Raw genomic sequence first — 20,180 nt, 5'->3', positions numbered from 1 at the left:
TAGAACAAAGGTGGGATGTCGCATGTACCCCCGCACCGAACGGACCACCGCCAGCCGCACCCGCGACCGGATGAGCTACGACCAGACCGCCGCGCACGGCGTCCTCGACGAGGCGTACCACTGCGCGCTGGGGTTCACCGTGGACGGTGAGCCGCGGGTGCTGCCCACCCTGCACGTCCGCGTCGGCGACACCCTCTACCTGCACGGCTCCACCGGTAGCCGGCCGCTGCTCGCCGCCCGGGGCGACGCCGGGCTGCCGGTCTGCGTCGCGGTGACCCTGCTCGACGCGCTGGTCTACGCCCGTTCCCAGTTCAACCACAGCGCCAACTACCGCTCGGTGGTCGCCCACGGCAGTGCCCGGCTGGTCACCGACGAGCGGGAGCGGACCGCCGTGCTGACCGCGCTGGTCGAGAAGGTCGCCGCCGGGCGCAGCGCGGACAGCCGGCCACCGAGCCGCCGGGAACTCGCCGAGACGGCCGTGCTGGCGCTGCCGCTGCGCGAGGTGTCGGTCCGGACCCGCACCGGCGGGGTCAACGACGACCCCGCGGACCTCGACCTGCCGTACTGGGCCGGGGTGCTGCCGCTGCGGCTGACCGCCGGGCTGCCGGAGCCGGCCCCCGGGGTGACCGCGCCGCTGCCGGCGTACCTGCGGCCGGCCCGCTCGGCCTGGCTGGAGCCGGTGGTGCTGCGCGGGGAACACGTCGTGCTGGAACCCCTCGACCTCGCCCACGCCGAGGAGCTGTACGCCGCGCTCGACGACCCCGAGGTGTGGCGGTACGTCGGCAGCCCCCGACCGACGAGCGTGGCCGAGATGGCCGGCCATGTCCGGGCGGCGCTGGCCGACCACCAGCGTGGCGTCCGGGTGCCGTGGGTGCAGCGCTGCGCGGCCACCGGGGCGGTGGTCGGCACCACCTCCTACTACCACCCCGACGAGGACCTGCGGTCGGTGGAGATCGGCTACACCCAGCTGGGCCGGACGTGGTGGCGCACCGGGATCAACACCGAGGCGAAGCTGCTGCTGCTCACCCGGGCCTTCGAGGAGCTGGACGCGATCCGGGTCACCTGGCAGACCAGCACGCTCAACGAGCGCTCCCAGCGGGCCATCGAGCGGCTCGGGGCCACCCGGGAGGGCACCCTGCGGGCCAACCGGCGCCGCGCCGACGGCACCTGGCGGAACTCGGCGCTCTATTCGATGCTGGCCGACGAGTGGCCGAACGCACAGGTCAGCCTGCGGGAAAGGCTTCGCCCGGCGGCATCGGTGGCGTGATGATGGCGGGCGTGCTGGGCATCACCGACATCTGGACGTACCTGCTGGGGACCGTGGCGATCATCCTGCTCCCCGGGCCGAACTCGCTCTTCGTGCTCTCCACCGCCGCCCGGCGCGGGGTGGGGGCCGGCTACCGGGCCGCGGGCGGGGTGTTCGTCGGCGACTCGGTGCTGATGATCCTCTCCGCCGCCGGGGTGGCGTCGCTGCTCAAGGCGTACCCGCCGCTCTTCCTGGTGATCAAGTACGCCGGCGCGGCGTACCTCGGGTATGTGGGGTTGACGATGCTGCGCGGCGCCTGGCGGCGCTGGCGCGACCGCAACGACCCGACCGCGCCGCGCCTGATCGACGCGGCGGAGCCGGCGGCGCTGCGCAGCCCGTTCCGCAAGGCCCTGGTGATCAGCCTGCTCAACCCGAAGGCGATCCTCTTCTTCATCTCGTTCTTCATCCAGTTCGTCGACCCCGGGTACGCCTGGCCGGCGGTGTCGTTCCTGCTGCTCGGCCTGATCGCCCAGGTGACCAGCGCGCTCTACCTGACCGCGCTGATCTTCGCCGGGACCTTCCTCGCCGCCCAGTTCCACCGCCGCCGCCGGCTCGCCGTCGGGGGCACCACCGCGGTCGCCGCCCTCTTCCTCGGCTTCAGCATCAAGCTCGCCACCGCCTCGGTCTGACCGCGCGGCGGTCAGGTGCCGTCGCCGCCGCCACCACCGATGCCGCCACCGCCGGCCGTGCCGCCCAGCCCGTACCCGGGCGCGACCGGCTCGTCGGGGTGGCGGCTGACGTGGGCGGACTCCCGGATCGCGGCGGACCAGTCGGCGTGCGCGGCGGCGGCCGCGTGCCGGTTGATGGCGTGCCGCAACCAGCCGTCCACGGTGGCCACCCAGTCCCGCCGGTCCTGGCCCGCGTGCCAGACCCGGAACCGGCTGATGCTCTGGTGGGTGACCCCGGCCAGGGAGAGCCGGCGGTCCAGCCAGAGCAGCACCTCCAGCCCCGCCGCGTTGGTCACGAAGATCAGTTCCAGCTCGGTGATCGGGCCGGCGTAGAGCGGCGCCACCCAGTAGCCCAACCGCTCGTGCAGGGGCAGGGTCTGCTCCACCCCGGGCAGCCGGCCCTGCTGCAGCCCCGCCTGCCGCAGCACGAAGCCGAGGGTCTCCAGCGCGGCGAGGATGTGCTGCTGGGTGGGGAGCGGGTGGACGAAGACCGGCACCATCGCGCCCTGGTCCAGGTCCGGATCCACCGACACCTCGGTACGCAGGCCGGTGCGCAGGCCCATCAGCGGCACCCCGCCGAAGATCGTCGGCGGGGTCTCCCAGGGCAGCGGCAGCGCGAAGTCGACCGCCCGGCGGCGTCCCGCGGGCACCACGAACCGGCCGGCGATCGGCACCTGGTGATACTGCACGAGGCGGCGCGGCGAGCCCGGATCCTCCGGCTCGGCCTGGGCGACCAGGCCGAGCCGGACGTGCCGGACCGGTACATCCTCGCCGCCCGCGGCGAGCGTCACCCGCCCCGGCAGGCGCAGCCCAGGACGGGTGCTCGGGTTGGTCAGGGTGGTGGTCACCGACAGTCCGGTCCAGCCGGACTGCGCGGACACCCCGGTCAGCCGCACCGCGCTCCCCCCGTCGCCGCCTGGCACGGCTTTCCCGGTGGGCGGCCGGTCAATCAGCGCAGGCGCCGGCCCCTCGGCACCGGGTCGGTCTCGTCGTCGAACTCGCCGATGACCTCCTCGAGCAGGTCCTCCAGGGCGACGAAGCCGATCGGCCGGGTCGGGCCGCCGCCGTTGCTGACCAGGGCCAGCTGGGCCTGCCGGCCCCGCATCGCCGCCACCGCCTCGCTGACCGAGGCCTCCCCGCGCAGGGTGAAGGCCGGGGTCATCAGCTCACCGGCGGTCGCCGTCCGGCCGGTGGTGACCGCCCGGACCGCCTCCCGGACGTGCACCAGGCCGCAGACCTCGCCGCCGGCGTCGAGCACCGCCAGCCGGGACCGGCCGCTGTCCCGGGAGACGTGCTCGATCCGCTCGGCGCTGTCGTCCCGGCGGACCGTGACGATCCGGTCGAACGGCTCCATCACCTGCGCCACCGTGGTGCCCTGGAGCTCCAGCATGCTGGTCAGCATCCGGTGCTGCTCCGCGCCGAGCAGCCCGTGCTCGCGGGACTGCTCCAGCAGGATGCGCAGCTCGTCCGGACCGTGCACCATGGCGAGCTGGTCCTGCTGCCGCACGCCGACCAGTCGCAGCACCAGGTTGGCCAGCGCGTTCAGCGCGGAGAGCACCGGGCGGGCGACCCGGGCGAAGGCCCGGAACGGCAGCGCCAGCAGCGTCGCCGAGCGCTCCGCGTCGGTGATCGCCCACGACTTCGGGGCCATCTCGCCGACCACCAGGTGTAGGAACGTCACCAGGCCGAGGGCGAAGAGCAGTGCCACCAGGTGGCTCACCGCGTCCGGCAGGCCCACCGCGTGCAGCAGCGGGCTGAGCAGGTGCTCGATCGCCGGCTCGGCCAGGGCGCCCAGGCCCAGGGTGCAGAGCGTGATGCCGAGCTGCGCGCCGGCCAGCATCAGCGACAGCTCGCGGACGCCGTCCAGCGCCGCGCGGGCCGCCCGCCCGCCACCGGCGGCCTCGTGCTCGAGCCGGTACCGCTTGGCGGCCACCAGGGCGAACTCGGCGGCGACGAAGAAGGCGTTCAGCGCCAGCAGCACCACGGAGAAGAAGAGCGCGAACCCGGGGCTCATGCCGCCTGCTCCCCACGTTCGACCCCGGCCATCCGGAGCCGGACGGAGTCGGCGACGTGCCGGTCCACGGCCAGCACCTCGACGAGGGCCCGCTCGGCGTCCGGCTCTTCGCCGTCGACGGCGAGGCTGATCTCCAGCCGGTCGCCCACCTCGGGCACCCGGCCCAGCTCCCGCATGACCAGCCCGGAGAGGGTGTCGTACTCGGGGGCCTCGGGCAGCGCGATGCCGGTGCTGTCGGCGACCTCGTCGATCCGCCAGCGGGCCGGCACCACCCAGGAGCCGTCGTCCTGCCGCGCCGGGGCCCGCTCCGGCGGGTCGTCCTCGTCGCGGATCGGCCCGACCAGCTCCTCGGCGATGTCCTCCAGGGTGATCACGCCGGCGAAGCCGCCGTACTCGTCGACCACGCAGGCGAGCTGCCGGTGGCCGACCCGGAGCCGGTCCAGCACCGTCGGCAGCGGCAGGGTCTCCGGCACCAGCAGCGGCGGTACGGCCACCGCGGCGACCCGGGTGGTCCCCCGCTCGGCGGGCGGCACGCCGAGCACGTCGGCGATGCCGACCACGCCCACCAGGTCGTCGACGCCCTCGGCGCCGCGGACCGGGAAGCGGGAGTGGCCGGTGTCGAGCAGTTCGACGACCCGGCTGACCGGCTCGTCGGCGCGTACGGTGTGCACGTCGACCCGGGGCACCATGGCCTCCCCGGCGGTCAGCTCGCGGAAGTCCAGGCCCCGGTCGAGCAGGTCGGACATCGCGGCGTCGAGACTGCCCTCCTCGCGGGACTCGGCGATGATCTGCTCCAGGTCCTCCGGGGTGGCGCCGCCGGGCAGCTCCTCGATCGGCTCGATGCCGAGCCGGCGCAGCAGCCGGACGGCGGACCGGTCGAAGAGGGTGATCACCGGGCCGGCCAGCTTCAGGTACATCAGGGTGGACCGGCTCAGCGCCCGCGCGAGGGGCTCGGCGCGGGCGATTGCCAGGTTCTTCGGGGCCAGCTCGCCGAGGACCATCTGCACCACGGTGGCGATGATCAGGGCCAGCACCACCGACAGCGGCAGGCTGACCGCGGTGGACACCCCGGCGAGGCCGAGCAGGTCGGCCAGCCCGGCGCCCAGGTACGGCTCGGCGACGTAACCGACCAGCAGGGCGGTCACGGTGATGCCGAGCTGGGCGCCGGAGAGTACGAACGACAGCCGGCCGGTCACCGCCAGGGCCCGGGCGGCGGCCTCGTCGCCGGAATCGGCGAGCTGCTTGAGCTTGCCGCGATCCACGGCGACGTAACCGAACTCCTGGGCCACGAAGTAACCGGTGGCGGCGGTGAGCACGATGATGAGTACGAGACCCACGACGATCAGCACGGGAGGTTCAGGGCTCCCGGGGTCGTCGGGGCGGGGAGATGCCGGGCATGACCCGGCTGGCTACTGCTGCCCTCCTGGGCAGAGGAGTCGATCATCTGCCCATTTTATCGGCGCTGCCTGGACGCCCGCTGAGGGTGGCACAGTTGTCCGGTTCCACCCGGTCAGCGCCCCGCCAGCTCGTCCGTGTCGAGGAGGGCTCGGTCGACCCGGCCCGACCGGTACGCGGCCCGGCCCACCATCTGGGCGGCGACCGGCACGGTGGCCAGTTGGACCCGCGGGGTCAGCGGGGCGCGCTGTCGCCGGCGGAGAGCGCCGGTGCGCGGGAGGGCCGTTCCCGGCGGGTCTCCACCAGCAGGTCGGGGCGGCCGAGCTGGCGCACGGCCTTGTTGACCACCCGCTGGGCGGCGGCGAGGGAGCGCACCGAGAGCAGCCGGCCGCGGCTCTCCCGGCGGAGGACGAAGTAGTGCACCGCGGCGCGGACCAGCCCCCGGTCGGCGGCGCTGGAGTGGGCGGTGGCGATGACCAGCTCGCGCAGGCAGCGGGCGAGCTGCTCGGCGAGCTCCAGCTCGGGGCCCTGCAGGCCGGTGCGGAGCGTGGCGAGATGGCTGTCGACCTTGCGGATGAGCACATCGGTCCCGGGCCCGGAGCCTCGCTCCTCGACGGTCATCCAAAGCCCTCCACCCGACGCTGCATTGCGAGTGAAGTTACTTTATGTTGCGCGGCACAAGCAAGCAGTTAGTTAAGACTTAACGCGTTCAACGTCGCATCCGTCGCGTAAGCGCCCGGAGCCGGACAGAACCCGCGTCCGGCACGGGCGGGTTGTCGTACCGGCGAGGCAGGATGGGAGGGTGGCGAACGAGGTGACCGGCGGGGACGCGGTGCTGGCGGATTTCGGCGCGGCGACCCGGGAGTGGTTCACCGCGGCGTTCGCGGCGCCCACCGCCGCCCAGGCCGGCGCCTGGCGTTCGGTGGCCGCCGGGCACAACGCGCTGGTCGTCGCCCCCACCGGCTCCGGCAAGACCCTTGCCGCGTTCCTCTGGTCGCTCGACCGGCTGGCCAAGGAGACCCCGCCCGCCGAGGCCCGGCAGCGCTGCCGGGTGCTCTACGTCAGCCCGTTGAAGGCGCTCGCCGTCGACGTGGAGCGGAACCTGCGTGCCCCGCTCGCCGGGATCCGGCAGGCCGCCACCCGGCTCGGCGTCGCCCCGCCGGACATCACCGTCGGGATGCGCACCGGCGACACCCCGGCCGACGAGCGGCGCGCCTTCGCCCGCACCCCGCCGGACATCCTCATCACCACCCCCGAATCGCTCTTCCTGCTGCTCACCTCCGCCGCCCGCGACTCCCTGCGCGGGATCGAGACGGTGATCGTCGACGAGGTGCACGCGGTGGCCGGCACGAAGCGCGGCGCCCACCTGGCCCTGTCCCTGGAACGCCTCGACGAGCTGCTGGCGGCGCCCGCGCAGCGGATCGGCCTCTCCGCCACCGTCCGGCCGATCGACGTCTGCGGCCGCTTCCTCGGCGGGGCTCGCCCGGTGGACGTGGTGCAGCCGCGCAGCAGCAAGACCATCGAGGTCAGCGTCCAGGTCCCGGTGGAGGACATGACCCGCCTCGACGAGCAGGAGCAGCCGCCGGACGACCTGGGCGGCCCCGGCGGCCCGCGCCGGCCGTCGATCTGGCCGGCCGTGGAGGAGCGGGTCTTCTCGCTGATCCGGGCGCACCGCTCGACCATCGTCTTCACCAACTCGCGGCGCAGCGCCGAACGGCTCTGTGCCCGGCTCAACGAGCTGGCCGCGGCGGATCTGGAGGAGGCGGCCGGCCCGGACGCCGGCCGCGCCGCCGACGGTGGCGGGCCGGTGCGGGCGCCGCGCCAGCCCGCGGAGGTGATGGCGCAGTCCGGCGCGGCGGCCGGCGCGGCCCCGGTGATCGCCCGGGCCCACCACGGCAGCGTCTCGCGGGAGGAGCGCAAGCACATCGAGGAGGCGCTCAAGTCCGGCCAGCTCCCGGCCGTGGTCGCCACCTCCAGCCTGGAGCTCGGCATCGACATGGGCGCGGTCGACCTGGTGGTGCAGATCGAGGCGCCGCCGAGCGTCGCCGCCGGCCTGCAACGGGTCGGCCGGGCCGGGCACCAGGTCGGCGCGGTCTCCCGCGGCGTGGTCTTCCCGAAGCACCGCGGCGACCTGCTCTCCTGCACGGTGGTCGCCGAGCGGATGGCCGAGGGCGCCATCGAGGAGCTGCACTACCCGCGCAATCCCCTCGACGTGCTGGCCCAGCAGATCGTGGCGATGGTGGCGCTCGAACCGTGGCGGCTGGGTGACCTCGCCGTGCTGGTCCGGCGGGCCGCGCCCTTCGCCGAGCTGCCCGACTCCGCCCTGCACGCGGTGCTCGACATGCTCTCCGGGCGGTACCCGTCGACCGCCTTCGCCGAGCTGCGGCCCCGGCTGGTCTGGGACCGGGCCACCGACGTGCTCACCGGCCGCCCCGGCGCGCAGCGGCTCGCGGTGACCAGCGGGGGCACCATCCCCGACCGGGGTCTCTTCGGGGTCTTCCTGGCCGGGGCGGAACGCGCCGCCCGGGTCGGCGAGCTGGACGAGGAGATGGTCTACGAGTCCCGGGTGGGCGACGTCTTCCTGCTCGGCTCCTCGTCGTGGCGGATCGAGGAGATCACCCCCGACCGGGTGCTGGTCTCCCCCGCCCCCGGCCAGGCCGCCCGGATGCCGTTCTGGAAGGGCGACCAACTCGGCCGCCCGGTCGAGCTGGGCCGGGCCATCGGCGCCCGGGTCCGCGCCCTGCTCCGGCAGGACGACCAGACCGCGACGGCGGCGTTGCGAGCCGGCGGGCTGGACGACTGGGCCGCCGGCAACCTGATGGCGTACCTGCGGGAGCAGAAGGAGGCCACCCGCTCCCTGCCGGACGACCGGACGGTGGTCGTCGAACGGTTCCGGGACGAGCTGGGCGACTGGCGGCTGGCCGTGCACTCGGTGCTCGGCGCCCGGGTCAACGGCCCGTGGGCCCTGGCGATCGGCCGCCGGCTCGCCGAGCGGTACGGCGTGGACGCCCAGGTGATGCCCTCCGACGACGGCATCGTGGTCCGGCTGCCCGACACCGCCGACGAGCCGCCCGGCGCCGACGTGGTGGTCTTCGACCCCGACGAGATCGCCCAGCTCGTCGAGGAGTCCGTCGGCACCTCGGCGCTCTTCGCCGCCCGGTTCCGCGAGTGCGCGGCCCGGTCGTTGCTGCTGCCCCGCCGCGACCCGCGCCGCCGGCAGCCGCTCTGGCAGCAGCGCCAGCGGGCCGCCCAGCTCCTCGACGTCGCCCGCGAGTACGCCGACTTCCCGGTCACCCTGGAGGCCGCCCGCGAGTGCCTCCAGGACGTCTTCGACCAGCCGGCCCTGGCCGAGCTGATGCGCGACCTGACCGCCCGCAAGGTGCGGCTGGTCGAGGTGGAGTCCGAGCGGCCCTCGCCGTTCGCCCGCTCGCTGCTCTTCGGCTACGTCGGGGCGTTCCTCTACGAGGGCGACGCCCCCCTCGCGGAGCGCCGGGCCGCCGCCCTGGCCCTGGACTCGGGGCTGCTCGGCGAGCTGCTCGGCCGGGTCGACCTGCGGGAACTGCTCGACCCGACGGTGCTCGCCGAGACCGAGCGGCAGCTGCGCTGGCTGACCGAGCAGCGCCGCCCCCGCGACGCCGAGGACGTGGTCGAGCTGCTCCGGGTGGTCGGCGACCTGGGCGAGGCCGAGCTGGCCGAGCGCGGCGCGCCGGTCGAGTGGCTGACCGAGCTGGAGTCCGCCCGCCGGGTGCTGCGGGTCCGCATCGCCGGGGAGGAACGCTGGGTGGGCGTCGAGGACGCCGCCCGGCTGCGCGACGCGCTCGGCGTGGCGCTGCCGGTCGGGGTGGCCGAGGCGTACCTCACGCCGGTGGCGGACCCGCTCGGCGACCTGGTGGCCCGGTACGCCCGCACCCACGGCCCGTTCGCGGCGGCCACCTGCGCCGCCCGGTTCGGGCTCGGGGTGTTCGTGGTGGAGCAGGCGCTGCGCCGGCTCGCCGCCACCGGTCGGGTGGTCTCCGGGGAGTTCGCCCCGGACAGCGTCGGCACCCAGTGGTGCGACGCCGAGGTGCTGCGGCTGCTGCGCCGCCGTTCGCTGGCCGCGCTGCGCCGGGAGATCGAGCCGGTGCCGCCCCGGGCCCTCGCGGCGTTCCTGCCCCGCTGGCAGCAGGTCGGCTCGTCGGCGCGGGGCGTGGAGGCGCTCGCCGCCGCGGTCGAGCAGTTGCAGGGCGCGGCGGTGCCGGCGTCCGCGCTGGAACGCCTGGTGCTGCCCGCCCGGGTCGCCGACTACTCCCCCGCCCAGCTCGACGAGCTCTGTGCCAGCGGCGAGGTGGTCTGGGCCGGGTCCGGGGCGATCTCCGGCGGCGACGGCTGGATCACCCTGGCGTACGCCGACGCCGCGCCGTTGCTGCTCCCGCCGCCCGACGAGGCGCTCACCCGCACGCCGCTGCACGACGCGGTGCTCGACGCGCTCGCCGACGGCCAGGCGCTCTTCTTCCGGTCCCTGTCGGACCGGGTCGGCGCCACCGACGACGCGGCGCTGGCCGCCGCCGTCTGGGACCTGGTCTGGGCCGGTCACCTCACCAACGACACGCTCGCCCCGCTGCGGGCGGCGCTCGGCGGCGGGGGCGCGCACCGGTCCCGCCCGTCCGCGCCGCGCACCCGCTACCGCCGCCCCGGCCGGGTGGCGCTGCCCAGCCGCAGCGGCCCGCCGACGGTGGCCGGGCGCTGGTCGCGGCTGCCCGAGCGGGACCTCGACCCGACCCGCCGGGCCGCCGCCCTCGCCGACCTGCTGCTCGAACGGCACGGCGTGGTCACCCGGGGGGCGGTGCTGGCCGAACAGGTGGTCGGCGGCTTCGCCGCGGTCTACCCGGTGCTGTCGGCGTTGGAGGAGCGCGGGGCGGCCCGCCGGGGCTACTTCGTCGAGGGGCTGGGCGCCGCCCAGTTCGCCGTCCCCGGCGCGGTGGACCGGATCCGCGCCCTGGCCGACCCGGCCGACGGCGGCCGGGGCCGCGGCGGGCCGACGCTGGTGCTCGCCGCCACCGACCCGGCCAACCCGTACGGCGCGGCGCTGCCCTGGCCGGAGCGGGTGGTCGACTCGGGTGACGGCGCCGCCCCGGCCACCGGGCACCGGGCCGGGCGCAAGGCGGGCGCGCTGGTGGTGCTGGTCGGCGGCGACCTGGTGCTCTACGTCGAGCGCGGCGGGCGGACGATCCTCTCCTTCACCGACGACACCGACACGCTCGCCGTGGCCGGCAAGGCGCTCGCCGACGCCGTGCACTCCGGAGCGCTCGGCGCGATGTCGGTGGAGCGGGCCGACGGCGAGGCCGTGCACTCCTCGCCGCTCCGCGACGCGCTGACCGCCGCCGGCTTCCGGGCCACCCCCCGTGGCCTGCGGCTGCGCGGCTGACCCGGCCCACGGCGCGGCCGGTTGCAGGCGCGGCGGGCGCCGGCCCGGCCGCCGGTGCTGGGTAGGGTGATCCGGCCGGCAGTGCGGTTCGGGACGGTGGGATGGGCACGATCGAGGTACGACCGGCGACGCCGCAGGACCACGACGACGTGGCGGCCCTGCACCGGCGGGAGTGGGGTGGCGCGTACGTGGTGGTCCACGACACCCGCTACGACCTGCGTACCCTGCCGACGCTGGTGGCGGTGGACGGGGCGGGCGGCTTCGCCGGGGCGCTGGTGCACCGGCTCGCCGACGGCGGGCTGGAGGTGGTGAGCCTGGCCCGCTTCCACCAGCGGCGCGGGCTGCGGCTCGTGGCGGTCGACGCGGGCGCGGTCGACCGGGCCCGGCAGGTGAAGCCCACCATCCCGTCCGCCGGCGCGGACGACGTTCCGCTGCACGACGAGCTGGTGCTGGAACGGCGACGCACCGGGACGAATCGGTGACCGGGACGCCGTGGGTCTCGCTGACCACCGACTACGGCCTCGCCGACGGGTTCGTGGCGGCGTGCCACGGGGTCGTCGCCCGGATCGCCCCGGCCGCCCGGGTGATCGACGTGACCCACCTGGTGCCGCCCGGGGACGTGCGCCGGGGCGCGACGGTGCTCGCCCAGACCGTGCCGTACCTGCCGGCCGGGGTGCACGTGGCGGTGGTCGACCCCGGCGTCGGCACCGACCGGCGGGGCGTCGCCCTGGCCGCCCCGGGCGGGCTGCTGGTCGGTCCGGACAACGGACTGCTGCTCGACGCCGCCGACGCCCTCGGCGGGATCACCGGCGCGGTCGAGCTGACCAACCCGGAGTGGCTGGCACCCCGGGTCTCCCGCACCTTCCACGGGCGGGACGTCTTCGCCCCGGTCGCCGCCCGGCTCGCGCTCGGCGCGCCGCTGGCCGGGGCCGGCCCGGCGGTGGATCCGGCGACGCTGGTCCGGCTGCCGACGCCGGTGGTCCGGCGGACCGGCGCGGGGTTCGCCGCCGAGGTGCTCGCCGTGGACCACTTCGGCAACGTCCAGCTCGCCGCCCCCGGCGGGCTGCTGGACCAGCTCCCCGAGCGGATCCGGGTGGGCGGCAGACCGGCGGTACGCGGGCGGACGTTCGGCGACGCCGCGGTCGGCGACCTGGTCGTCCACGTCGACTCCGCCGGCCTGGTGGCGGTGGCGGTACGCGACGGTCGGGCGGTCGACCTGCTCGCCGTACGCCCCGGGGACGTCCTGTCGGTGACCGACCAGTGATCACACCTCCCCGTCCGACCTCGAGTGTGGAATGCTGCTCCGGTGGGTGAGTACTGGGTTCCGGTCGGCTGTCCGTGTTGCGCGTCCCGGACCGGCGGTGGCACCTGCCCGGTCTGCTTCTGGACGGACGACGGCCAGTCGGACGTGGACGCCGACGTGGTGCGCGGCGGCGCCAACGGCGACCTGAGCCTCACCCACGCCCGGCTGAACTTCGCCGTCTACGGCGCCAGCCACCCGCGCTACCAGGACATGGTCCGCGCGGCCCGCCCGGACGAGCGGCCCTGACCCCGCGCGGGCGAGGGATGATGGACGGGTGCCCGAAGGTGACACCGTCTGGAACACCGCCCGCGTCCTGCAACGGGCGTTGGCCGGCGCCCGGCTCACGGGCTCCGACTTCCGGGTGCCGCAGCTCGCCGGGACCGACCTGACCGGCTGGACCGTCCGCGAGTCGGCCAGCCGAGGCAAGCACCTGCTGCTCCGGCTCACCGCTCCGGCCGGCACGCCCGCCCCCGGTGCGACGCCCGGAAGCGGCGGCACGCCCGGCGCCGGCGGCACCTCCGGAGCCGACGGCACGGCGGCGGGCGGCACGTCCGGCGGGGGGCGGGACTGGACGCTGCACTCCCACCTGCGGATGGACGGCGCCTGGCGGGCGTACGCGCCGGGCGAGCGGTGGGCGGCCCGGCCGGCGCACCTGATCCGGGTGGTGCTCCGCTCCGCCGGGGCGGTCGCGGTCGGATACCACCTGCACGAGCTGGCGTTGATCCCGGCCGATCAGGAGGAGTCGCTGGTCGGTCACCTCGGGCCGGACCTGCTCGGCCCGGACTGGGACCCGGCCGAGGCGGTCCGCCGGCTGGCCGCGCAGCCGGACGCCACCATCGGCGAGGCGCTGCTCGACCAGCGGAACCTGGCCGGCGTCGGCAATCTCTACAGGTGCGAGGTGCTCTTCCTGCGCGGTGTCTCCCCGTGGACGCCGGTCGGCGCGGTGCCGGACCTGCCCGGCACGGTCGCCCTGGCGCAGCGGCTGCTGGCCGCCAACCGGGGGCGGTGGACGCAGAGCACCACCGGTTCACTGCACCGCGGGCAGACCAGCTACGTGTACGGTCGCCGGGCCCAGCCGTGCCGCCGCTGCGGCACCGCGATCCGCAAGGACGAGTTGGGCGAGCGGGTCACCTACTGGTGCCCGGTCTGCCAGCCGGACCGGTCCGCGCCGTAGAACTTCCACGAACCGGTCAAGATCGCCGAGATACGGACGATTGGGTACTTCCCTCCCCCGGCGTTCGCGTCGCATGCTGCGGTGGAGTGCTCACCGATCGTCAGCAGCGCGTCCGCCCGTCACGCCGGAGTGACGGCCGGCGCGTCGGAGATCCGGGGGAGAGCCATGGCCCTGTTCCGCAGACTGCGGCCGAGCTGGGCGGACCGGGCGGTCCGCATCGGCGAGGAGCACGCCCCGACCGTGCCCGCCGCCCGGGCCGCCGAGCCGGCCGAGCCCGCGCCGGCCAGCCTCGACCCGGCCGCCGTGCCGCACTGCTTCGGTCCGGTGCCGAACTTCGCCGGCAGCCCGCTGCCGGTCGTGGACCGGCACGGCCGGCCGGTACCCGGCACCGGCATCCGCAAGTTCGTCGACGCGCTCCCCCAGCCCGGGCCGCTGGGCCGCAACGGGCTGGGCGCCCACCTGCCGGTGGCGGTGCCGGACACCATCACCTGGCCGGGCTGCGACTACTACGAGATCGGTTTGCAGGAGTACGCCCAGCGGCTGCACCGGGACCTGCCGGCCACCCGGTTGCGCGGCTACCGCCAGCTCAACCTCGGCACCGACCCGTCCGGGCACAACACGGTGGCCCCACCGGACCGGCCCTGGCACCTCGGCCCGCTGATCAGGGCCAGGCGCGGCCGGCCGGTCCGGATCAAGTTCATCAACCTGCTCCCCACCGGCCGGTCCGGGGAGCTCTTCCTGCCGGTCGACGAGACGGTCGACGGGGCGGGCGTGGGTCCGCTGGACGGGCCGGCGCCGTACCCGCAGAACCGGGCCGCGCCGCACCTGGCCGGCGCGCAGACGGCCTGGATCAGCGCGGGCAACCCGTGGCGGTGGGTCACCCCGGCGGGCGAGATCACCCCGTACCCGACCGGGGTGGGGGTGACGCCGGTGCCGGACATGCCGCCGCCGGGTGCCGGCGCCAGCACGCTCTACTTCCCGAACGAGCAGAGCGGCCGGCTGATGTGGCTGCACGACAACGCCCTCGGGCTGTCCCGACTCACCGTCTACTCCGGACAGCTGGCGCTCTACCTGCTCACCGACCCGGCGGAGGAACGGCTCGTCGCCGACGGCGTGCTCCCGGCCGACGAGCTGCCGCTGGCGATCCAGGACAAGACCTTTGTGCCGGACGACGATCAGCTCGCCGCGCAGGACCCGACCTGGGACCGGGACCGCTGGGGCGCCAAGGGCAACCTCTGGCACCCGCACGTCTACCAGCCCCGGCAGAACCCGTACCGCGCGGACGGGCGGAACCCCACCGGCCGCTGGGACTACGGGCCGTGGACGCACGACCCCGACGGCGGCGGCAGCCCGTGGGTCGCCCCGGTGCCGAACCCGCACCACGACCCGGTCGCCGAACCGGACGAGCCGCCGCTGACGCCGGGCGTGCCGCACCCGTCGGCCGTTCCCGCGGCGTACGGGGACACCATGCTGGTCAACGGCGCGGCCTACCCGTACCTGACCGTGGAGCCGAGGGCGTACCGGTTCCGGATCCTCAACGCCTGCGCCGACCGCAGCCTCAACCTCCAGCTCTACCGGGCCCGCTCGGACGGTCCGCTGTGGCCGGACGACGGCGGCCCAGCCGACCCGGACGCCGGCGAGGTGCCGATGGTCGACGCGGTCCGGGCGGCGGACCGCCCGGCGTCCTGGCCGACCGACGGGCGGGACGGCGGGGTGCCGGACCCCCGGGCGGCCGGCCCGGACCTGATCCAGATCGGCAACGAGTGCGGCCTGCTGCCCGCCCCCGTGGTGCTGGCCAACCGGCCGGTGGGCTACCGGTACGACCGGCAGGACCCGACCGTGCTCAACGTGGACGCCCACACGCTGCTGCTCGCCCCCGGCGAGCGGGCCGACGTGCTGGTGGACTTCTCCGCCGTGCCCCCGGGCGCCACGCTGATCCTCTACAACGACTGCCCCGCCCCGCTGCCCCAATTCGACCCCCGGTACGACCACCACACCGACGCCCCGGACCGCACCGCCCTCGGCGGGCTCCCGCCCACCCGTCCCGGGTACGGCCCGAACACCAGGACGCTGCTCCAGATCCGGGTGGCCGGCGCCCCGGCGCCCCGGTACGACCTCGCCCGGCTCGCCGAGCGGCTCCCCGGCGCGTACGTGGCCAGCCAGCGTCCGCCGATCGTGCCGCAACCGGCGTACGACCCGGCGTTCGGCACCCGGACGCCCCGGGAGACGCTGGTGCCGGCGCGTGCCACCTCGGTCACCTTCACCCCGGCCGGCGCCGCCGCCCCGGTCACCCTCCCGCTCGCGGTGAAGGCGGTCGGGCAGGTCTTCGAGCCCCGGCACGGCCGCGCGGTCGGCCGGCTGGGCGTCGGCCACCCGCAGTCGGGCCCGCTCACCCCGGCCACCCTGCCGCTCGGTCCCGCCGATCCCGCGACCGAGGTGCTCTTCGCGGCCGACCCGGCCGTGCCGCTGGGCGCCCCCGCCGACGGCACCCAGCTCTGGCGGATCGTCGGCGACGCCCCGCAGACCCATCCGGTGCACGTGGAGGGCTGCGACGTGCAACTGGTCAACCGGGTCGGCTGGGACGGCAGGGTCCGCCCGCCGGACGCCAACGAGCTGGGCTGGAAGGAGACCTTCCGGGTGAACCCCCGGGAGGACGTGATCGTGGCGCTGCGCCCGGTGCCGCCCACCCTGCCGTTCAAGATCGGTGACAGCGTACGGCTGCTCGACCCGACCCGGCCGGCCGGCGCCCGGCTCGACGCCTCCCCGGTCAGCCCGCTCGACGGGCGGCCGACCACGGTGGTGAACCAGCTGGTCAACCTCGGCTGGGAGTACCGCTGGCACAGCCGGGCCGCGGGGCTGCGGGACCAGGGCATGAGTCGGCCGCTGGTGCTGCGGGTGTCCCCGAAGGCGCCGACCGGCCTGACCGCCACCCCGGCGCCCGGCTCGGCGACCGCGCTGCCGGCGATCGCGTTGGCCTGGACCGGCAACGGCAGCCGGCCGCCGGCCACCAGCCACCTGCTGCAACGGGCCACGGACACCACTTTCACCGCGGGGCTGACCGAGATCACCGTGGCCGCCAACGCCACCCGGTACACCGACGCCACGGTCACCCCGGGCGTGACCTACCACTACCGGATCCGCGCGGAGAACGCGGTGAGCTGCTCGGCCTGGTCGAACAGTGTGCCGGCGTCGGTGCAGCTCACCGCGCCGGCCCGGCTGACCGCGGCGGTCCCGCCGGCCGCGCCGCTGCGGGTGGCGGTGCGCTGGGCCAACCGCTCGTTCGCCACCGGGGTCGACGTGCAGCGGGCGACCAATCCGACCTTCACCAGCGGGCCGGGCACCACCGCCATCGCGGTCGGCGACAACCACGTCGACCCGGCCGTCGCCCCGGACACCACGTATTACTACCGGGTCCGCACCACCTACCTCGGCGCGGCGTCGCCCTGGTCGACGGTCGCCACCGTGACCACCCCGCCCCGGCCCGGGACGCCGGGCACGGTGAGCGCCACCGCCACCGCCCCCACGCCGGACACCGCGACGGTGATCCTGAGCTGGTCGGCCAGCACTCCCACCGGGCCGGGGTCGGGGTTCGTGGTGCAGCGGGCGCTCGATCCGGGGTTCGGCCAGGAGCTGGCCACCTTCGCCGTCACCGGGCGGGGCTTCACCAACACCGGGCTGGCCCGGGGCGTCACCTACCACTACCGGATCCGGTCGTTCAACGTCGTGGGCACCTCCGCCTGGACGGGCCCGATCCCGGTCACCACCCCGGCGTGAGCCGCCCTCCGGCCCGGGTCAGGGGGTGCGCAGGGGCGGGCCGGCGGTCCGCAGCTCGGCGAGCGCGGCGGCCACCCCGTGCAGCAGGTCGGTCGCCTCGGTGAGCCGCGCGGCGGCGTGGTGTTCGGTGGTCGGCCGGGCGTCCTCGGCGACGTAGCCGGCCGCCGCCACCACCAGCCGCTCGTACGCGGACACCCCGGCGTCCAGCTGGGCGACCAGGGTGCCGTGCGCCTCGGCCAGTGCCGCCCGGGCCTCGGCCGGGGCGAGCCGCAGCGCGCGTTCCACACTGGCCACCCGCTCGGCGAGGTCCCGCAGCGAGCGGTCGGCGGCGGTCGCCTCCCGCACCGCCGGCTCGGCCAGCCCGGTCAACCGGCCGGTCATCCCGGCCAGGGTCAGCGCGGCCCGGTCCAGCCGGGCCCACGCCTCGGCCGCCGTGGTGCCGCGCAGCGCCAGCCGGGAGCGCACCCGGCGCACCTCGGCCAGCACGCCGGGCCCGACGGGCAGCCGCTCGACGGCGGCGACCAGCCGGGCCCGGGAACGGGCGGCGGCCTCGGCCGGGTCGAGCGCCGGCGGCGCCGGCACGGCGGCGAGCGCCCGCAGGTCGATCCAGCGCCAGGCGGCGACCGCGATCGCGCTGCCGGCGGCGCCGGCCCAGGCCGCGTCCGGCAGGCCGAGCCCGGCGTACGGGGTCAGCACGGCCGCGGCGCCGCCGAGCCCGCCGGCCAGTACGCTCCACCGCCGGGCGGAGCGCCGCAACCGGCGCAGCCGGCGGAAGTGTCGCGCTCGCTCGTCTGTCATCCCCGCCTCCTCGCGCCGCCGGGTCAGCTCGCGGCGGTGCTGTCCCCGGTGCCGCGTTCCCGGCTCATGCTGGCCCGGATCTCGTCGAGCCGGGCGGCGGCGGCCGGGTCGGTGGCCGGCGCGCTCTCGCCGCCCTGCGCCACCGCGGGCCGTTCCTGCCGGCCGGTGAGCTGCTCGCCGGCCATGCTCGACCGGATCTGCTCCAGTCTGGCCGACCCGGCCGAGTCGAGGGTGGCCTTCTGGATCTCGAGCATCCGGCCCTCGACCGAGTTGCCGGCCAGCTCGGCCCGGCCCATCGCGGTGGCGTACCGGCGCTCGATCCGATCCCGCACCTCGTTCAGCGACGGGGTGCTGCCGGGGGCGGTCAGCGAGGACATCGACTCCAGCGAGCGGGCCACGCTCTCCTGCATCTTGGCCTGCTCGAGCTGGCTGAGCAGCTTGGTCCGCTCGGCCAGCTTCTGCTGGAGGATCATCGAGTTGTTCTCCACCGCCTTGCGGGCCTGGCCGGCCGCGCCGAGCGCCTGGTCGTGCAGCGTCTTCAGGTCCTCGGTGGCCTGCTCGGCGGAGACCAGCTGGGTCGCGAGGAGCTGGGCGGACTGCTCGTACCGGCCGGCCTCGGCCTCGTCGCCCTTGGCCCGGGCCTGGTCGGCGAGGACCAGGGCATGCCGGGCGTTGGCCTGGAGCTGCTCGACCTCGGACATCTGCCGGGACAGTTTCATCTCGAGCTGGCGCTGGTTGCCGATCACGGCGGCCGCCTGCTGGACCAGCGCCTGGTGCTGCCGCTGGGCCTCCTCGATGGCCTGCTGGATCTGCACCTTCGGGTCGGCGTGCTCGTCGATCTTCGCGCCGAAGAGCGCCATCAGGTACTTCCAACCCTTGACGAACGGGTTAGCCATCTCCGCGTTGTCCCCTCAGTAGCGTCGCTCCGCCTCGGCCGGGCCGGGCGGGGCCGACCGGCGGGCCGCGCGGCGTGCCTCCATCGTCCCAGCCCGACGCCAGCCCGGCATCCGTACGGCGAGGGGGCGGTCACGCTGCCCTGATCAAACCCTACGCGGCGGGGGCCACCCCGGCCATGGCGCGCGGCGCGTGGGTCAGGCGGCGCAGACCACGTCCCGGTCCGCGGGGCGGACCCGGGTGCTGCGCAGCGTGGCCTTGAGCGGCGAATCCTGGCGGACCTGGACGGCCACCGCACCGTCGGTGGTGACCTGGCGGACCCCCCGGTTGGTGGCCTTGCGGACGGCGGCCGCGGGGACCGGCGTCGGCTCGGCCCGCTCCTCGACCACCGGGACCAGCACTCCCGGCATCTGCTCGGCCAGGGCGACGGTGTCGCTGACCTCGCGGAGCAGCTCGGAGAGGCGGGCGCCGAGCGCGTCGCAGATGGCGGCCAGCAGCTCGCTGGAGGGCTCCTTCTGGCCGCGCTCGATCTCGGAGAGGTAGCCGAGGCTCACGTTGGCGGCGGAGGAAACCTCGCGCAGGGTGCGGTGCTGCCCCTGCCGGCGCGTCCGCAGTGCGTCACCGATCACGCGGCGTAGCAGGACCATCGCACCTCCCCCTGACGGGACCACCATCTCCGACCGGGGCGTACCGCGCCGGACCCGGCGGGCTGCCCCCGGCGTCGACGTCGACCGTCGAAGCCTTCCCGCAACCGTACCCGTTGGCCGGCCCGTCGACATCCCGCCCCGCCCCTCCAATCCCGCCGAGCCGCCCGCGCCGGCCACCCGGGGCCGGTTGCTCCGTCGGGAACCGTGCCGCGGCCGGCGTCACCGGTGACCCGCGCCCGCCGGGTCGCCCGCCCGGGCCGCGCCGGTCTGCTGGGCGTCTCGGATCCGCTCGGTCAGCAGCCGCAGCGCCTCGATCACCGCGGCCGAGCGGATGTGGTCCCGGCTGCCGTCCAGGTCGAGCTGCCGCACGTCCGTGCCGGTCGGGCCGGCCACGGCGACGTACACCAGGCCGACCGGCTTGCCGTCCTGCGGCTCCGGCCCGGCCACCCCGGTGGTGGCCAGCCCCCAGTCCGCCCCGCAGCGCCGGCGTCCGCCCTCGGCGAGCGCGGCCGCCACGTCCGGGTCGACCGGGCCGCGCTCCGCGAGCAGTTCCGCCGGTACGCCGGCCAGCTCGGACTTCAGCTCGGTGGCGTAGACCACCAGGCCGCCCCGGTAGGTGCCGCTCACCCCGGCGATCTCCACGATCGCGGCGGAGAGCAGCCCCCCGGTGAGCGACTCGATGGTGGCCAGCGTCTCGTGCCGCTGCGAAAGGCTGTGCACGACGGCGGCTGCCGGGCTGCCGGCCGGCCGTTCCCCGTTCGCGTCCCGATCATCCATGCCTCAGGCCCTTCCCTCCCCGACGC

General features: G+C 75.9%; 16 protein-coding genes. 8 read left to right on the top strand and 8 right to left on the bottom strand.

Going from position 1 to position 20,180, the window contains the following annotated elements:
• Positions 1-22 precede the first annotated feature (22 nt).
• Positions 23-1,267, top strand: a complete 1,245-nt coding sequence (locus ACFOYX_RS23630) for a bifunctional pyridoxamine 5'-phosphate oxidase family protein/GNAT family N-acetyltransferase (protein WP_322439225.1) — start codon at positions 23-25, stop codon at positions 1,265-1,267.
• Positions 1,267-1,935 carry a leucine efflux protein LeuE gene (gene leuE / locus ACFOYX_RS23625; RefSeq protein ID WP_322439226.1) on the top strand — a complete coding sequence of 223 codons (669 nt, stop codon included), beginning with the start codon at positions 1,267-1,269 and terminating at the stop codon, positions 1,933-1,935. The genes ACFOYX_RS23630 and leuE overlap by 1 nt, the downstream gene beginning before the upstream one ends.
• Positions 1,936-1,946: 11 nt before the next feature.
• Here leuE and ACFOYX_RS23620 read toward each other — a convergent pair whose 3' ends face one another.
• The 4 genes from ACFOYX_RS23620 to ACFOYX_RS23605 form a co-directional block, all read right to left on the bottom strand.
• The gene (locus tag ACFOYX_RS23620) at positions 1,947-2,870 is read right to left on the bottom strand and encodes a sporulation protein (protein ID WP_322439227.1); all 924 of its coding nucleotides are present in this window, start codon (positions 2,868-2,870) and stop codon (positions 1,947-1,949) included.
• A 53-nt stretch (positions 2,871-2,923) separates the two neighbouring features.
• Positions 2,924-3,988, bottom strand: coding sequence for a hemolysin family protein (locus ACFOYX_RS23615; protein WP_322439228.1), 1,065 nt, complete (start codon positions 3,986-3,988; stop codon positions 2,924-2,926).
• Positions 3,985-5,337: a hemolysin family protein gene (locus tag ACFOYX_RS23610; protein ID WP_109799643.1), complete on the bottom strand. Its 1,353-nt coding sequence runs from the start codon at positions 5,335-5,337 to the stop codon at positions 3,985-3,987. Before ACFOYX_RS23610 ends, ACFOYX_RS23615 begins: the two co-directional genes overlap by 4 nt.
• 280 nt (positions 5,338-5,617) lie before the next feature.
• Complete coding sequence (locus tag ACFOYX_RS23605) at positions 5,618-6,004, bottom strand: hypothetical protein (protein WP_322439229.1); 387 nt, start codon at positions 6,002-6,004, stop codon at positions 5,618-5,620.
• 181 nt (positions 6,005-6,185) lie between these two features.
• On the opposite strand from ACFOYX_RS23605, the gene ACFOYX_RS23600 reads away from it, so the two are divergent.
• The 6 genes from ACFOYX_RS23600 to ACFOYX_RS23575 all read left to right on the top strand — a co-directional run bounded on the left by ACFOYX_RS23600 (position 6,186) and on the right by ACFOYX_RS23575 (position 17,038).
• A complete protein-coding gene (locus ACFOYX_RS23600; protein WP_377534352.1) occupies positions 6,186-10,787 on the top strand; it encodes an ATP-dependent helicase in 4,602 nt (1,533 codons plus the stop codon).
• Positions 10,788-10,888: 101 nt separating this feature from the next.
• Positions 10,889-11,269, top strand: coding sequence for a hypothetical protein (locus ACFOYX_RS23595; protein ID WP_322439230.1), 381 nt, complete (start codon positions 10,889-10,891; stop codon positions 11,267-11,269).
• A complete protein-coding gene (locus tag ACFOYX_RS23590; RefSeq protein WP_322439231.1) occupies positions 11,266-12,051 on the top strand; it encodes an SAM-dependent chlorinase/fluorinase in 786 nt (261 codons plus the stop codon). The genes ACFOYX_RS23595 and ACFOYX_RS23590 overlap by 4 nt, the downstream gene beginning before the upstream one ends.
• Positions 12,052-12,093: 42 nt before the next feature.
• Entirely contained in the window at positions 12,094-12,336 is a 243-nt protein-coding gene (locus ACFOYX_RS23585; RefSeq protein WP_109804819.1) for a CPCC family cysteine-rich protein, read from the top strand.
• A 28-nt stretch (positions 12,337-12,364) separates the two neighbouring features.
• Entirely contained in the window at positions 12,365-13,264 is a 900-nt protein-coding gene (locus ACFOYX_RS23580) for a zinc finger domain-containing protein (RefSeq protein ID WP_322439232.1), read from the top strand.
• A gap of 165 nt (positions 13,265-13,429) precedes the next feature.
• Positions 13,430-17,038, top strand: coding sequence for a multicopper oxidase domain-containing protein (locus tag ACFOYX_RS23575; protein WP_322439233.1), 3,609 nt, complete (start codon positions 13,430-13,432; stop codon positions 17,036-17,038).
• A gap of 18 nt (positions 17,039-17,056) precedes the next feature.
• Here ACFOYX_RS23575 and ACFOYX_RS23570 read toward each other — a convergent pair whose 3' ends face one another.
• The 4 genes from ACFOYX_RS23570 to ACFOYX_RS23555 all read right to left on the bottom strand — a co-directional run bounded on the left by ACFOYX_RS23570 (position 17,057) and on the right by ACFOYX_RS23555 (position 20,154).
• On the bottom strand, positions 17,057-17,836 hold the full coding sequence (locus ACFOYX_RS23570) for a hypothetical protein (protein WP_322439234.1): 780 nt from the start codon (positions 17,834-17,836) through the stop codon (positions 17,057-17,059).
• Positions 17,837-17,859: 23 nt separating this feature from the next.
• Positions 17,860-18,732, bottom strand: a complete 873-nt coding sequence (locus ACFOYX_RS23565; protein ID WP_238455336.1) for a PspA/IM30 family protein — start codon at positions 18,730-18,732, stop codon at positions 17,860-17,862.
• Positions 18,733-18,927: 195 nt separating this feature from the next.
• Positions 18,928-19,377: a helix-turn-helix domain-containing protein gene (locus tag ACFOYX_RS23560; protein WP_109806017.1), complete on the bottom strand. Its 450-nt coding sequence runs from the start codon at positions 19,375-19,377 to the stop codon at positions 18,928-18,930.
• 219 nt (positions 19,378-19,596) lie between these two features.
• Positions 19,597-20,154, bottom strand: a complete 558-nt coding sequence (locus ACFOYX_RS23555) for a CinA family protein (protein WP_109806018.1) — start codon at positions 20,152-20,154, stop codon at positions 19,597-19,599.
• Between the last annotated feature and the right edge of the window lie 26 nt (positions 20,155-20,180).

It is taken from the genome of Micromonospora sp. GCM10011541, assembly GCF_042650725.1.
GTDB classification, from domain to species: Bacteria; Actinomycetota; Actinomycetes; order Mycobacteriales; family Micromonosporaceae; genus Micromonospora; species Micromonospora sicca.
This window is presented reverse-complemented; position numbering and strand designations above follow the sequence as displayed.

Excerpts from the sequence above, each read along its gene's own strand:
- ACFOYX_RS23570 (WP_322439234.1), bottom strand. The coding sequence starts at position 17,836 with ATGACAGACGAGCGAGCGCGACACTTCCGCCGGCTGCGCCGGTTGCGG.
- ACFOYX_RS23605 (WP_322439229.1), bottom strand. The coding sequence starts at position 6,004 with ATGACCGTCGAGGAGCGAGGCTCCGGGCCCGGGACCGATGTGCTCATC.
- ACFOYX_RS23595 (WP_322439230.1), top strand. The coding sequence starts at position 10,889 with ATGGGCACGATCGAGGTACGACCGGCGACGCCGCAGGACCACGACGAC.
- ACFOYX_RS23630 (WP_322439225.1), top strand. The coding sequence starts at position 23 with ATGTACCCCCGCACCGAACGGACCACCGCCAGCCGCACCCGCGACCGG.
- ACFOYX_RS23560 (WP_109806017.1), bottom strand. The coding sequence starts at position 19,377 with ATGGTCCTGCTACGCCGCGTGATCGGTGACGCACTGCGGACGCGCCGG.
- ACFOYX_RS23615 (WP_322439228.1), bottom strand. The coding sequence starts at position 3,988 with ATGAGCCCCGGGTTCGCGCTCTTCTTCTCCGTGGTGCTGCTGGCGCTG.
- ACFOYX_RS23565 (WP_238455336.1), bottom strand. The coding sequence starts at position 18,732 with ATGGCTAACCCGTTCGTCAAGGGTTGGAAGTACCTGATGGCGCTCTTC.
- ACFOYX_RS23555 (WP_109806018.1), bottom strand. The coding sequence starts at position 20,154 with ATGGATGATCGGGACGCGAACGGGGAACGGCCGGCCGGCAGCCCGGCA.
- ACFOYX_RS23575 (WP_322439233.1), top strand. The coding sequence starts at position 13,430 with ATGGCCCTGTTCCGCAGACTGCGGCCGAGCTGGGCGGACCGGGCGGTC.
- leuE (WP_322439226.1), top strand. The coding sequence starts at position 1,267 with ATGATGGCGGGCGTGCTGGGCATCACCGACATCTGGACGTACCTGCTG.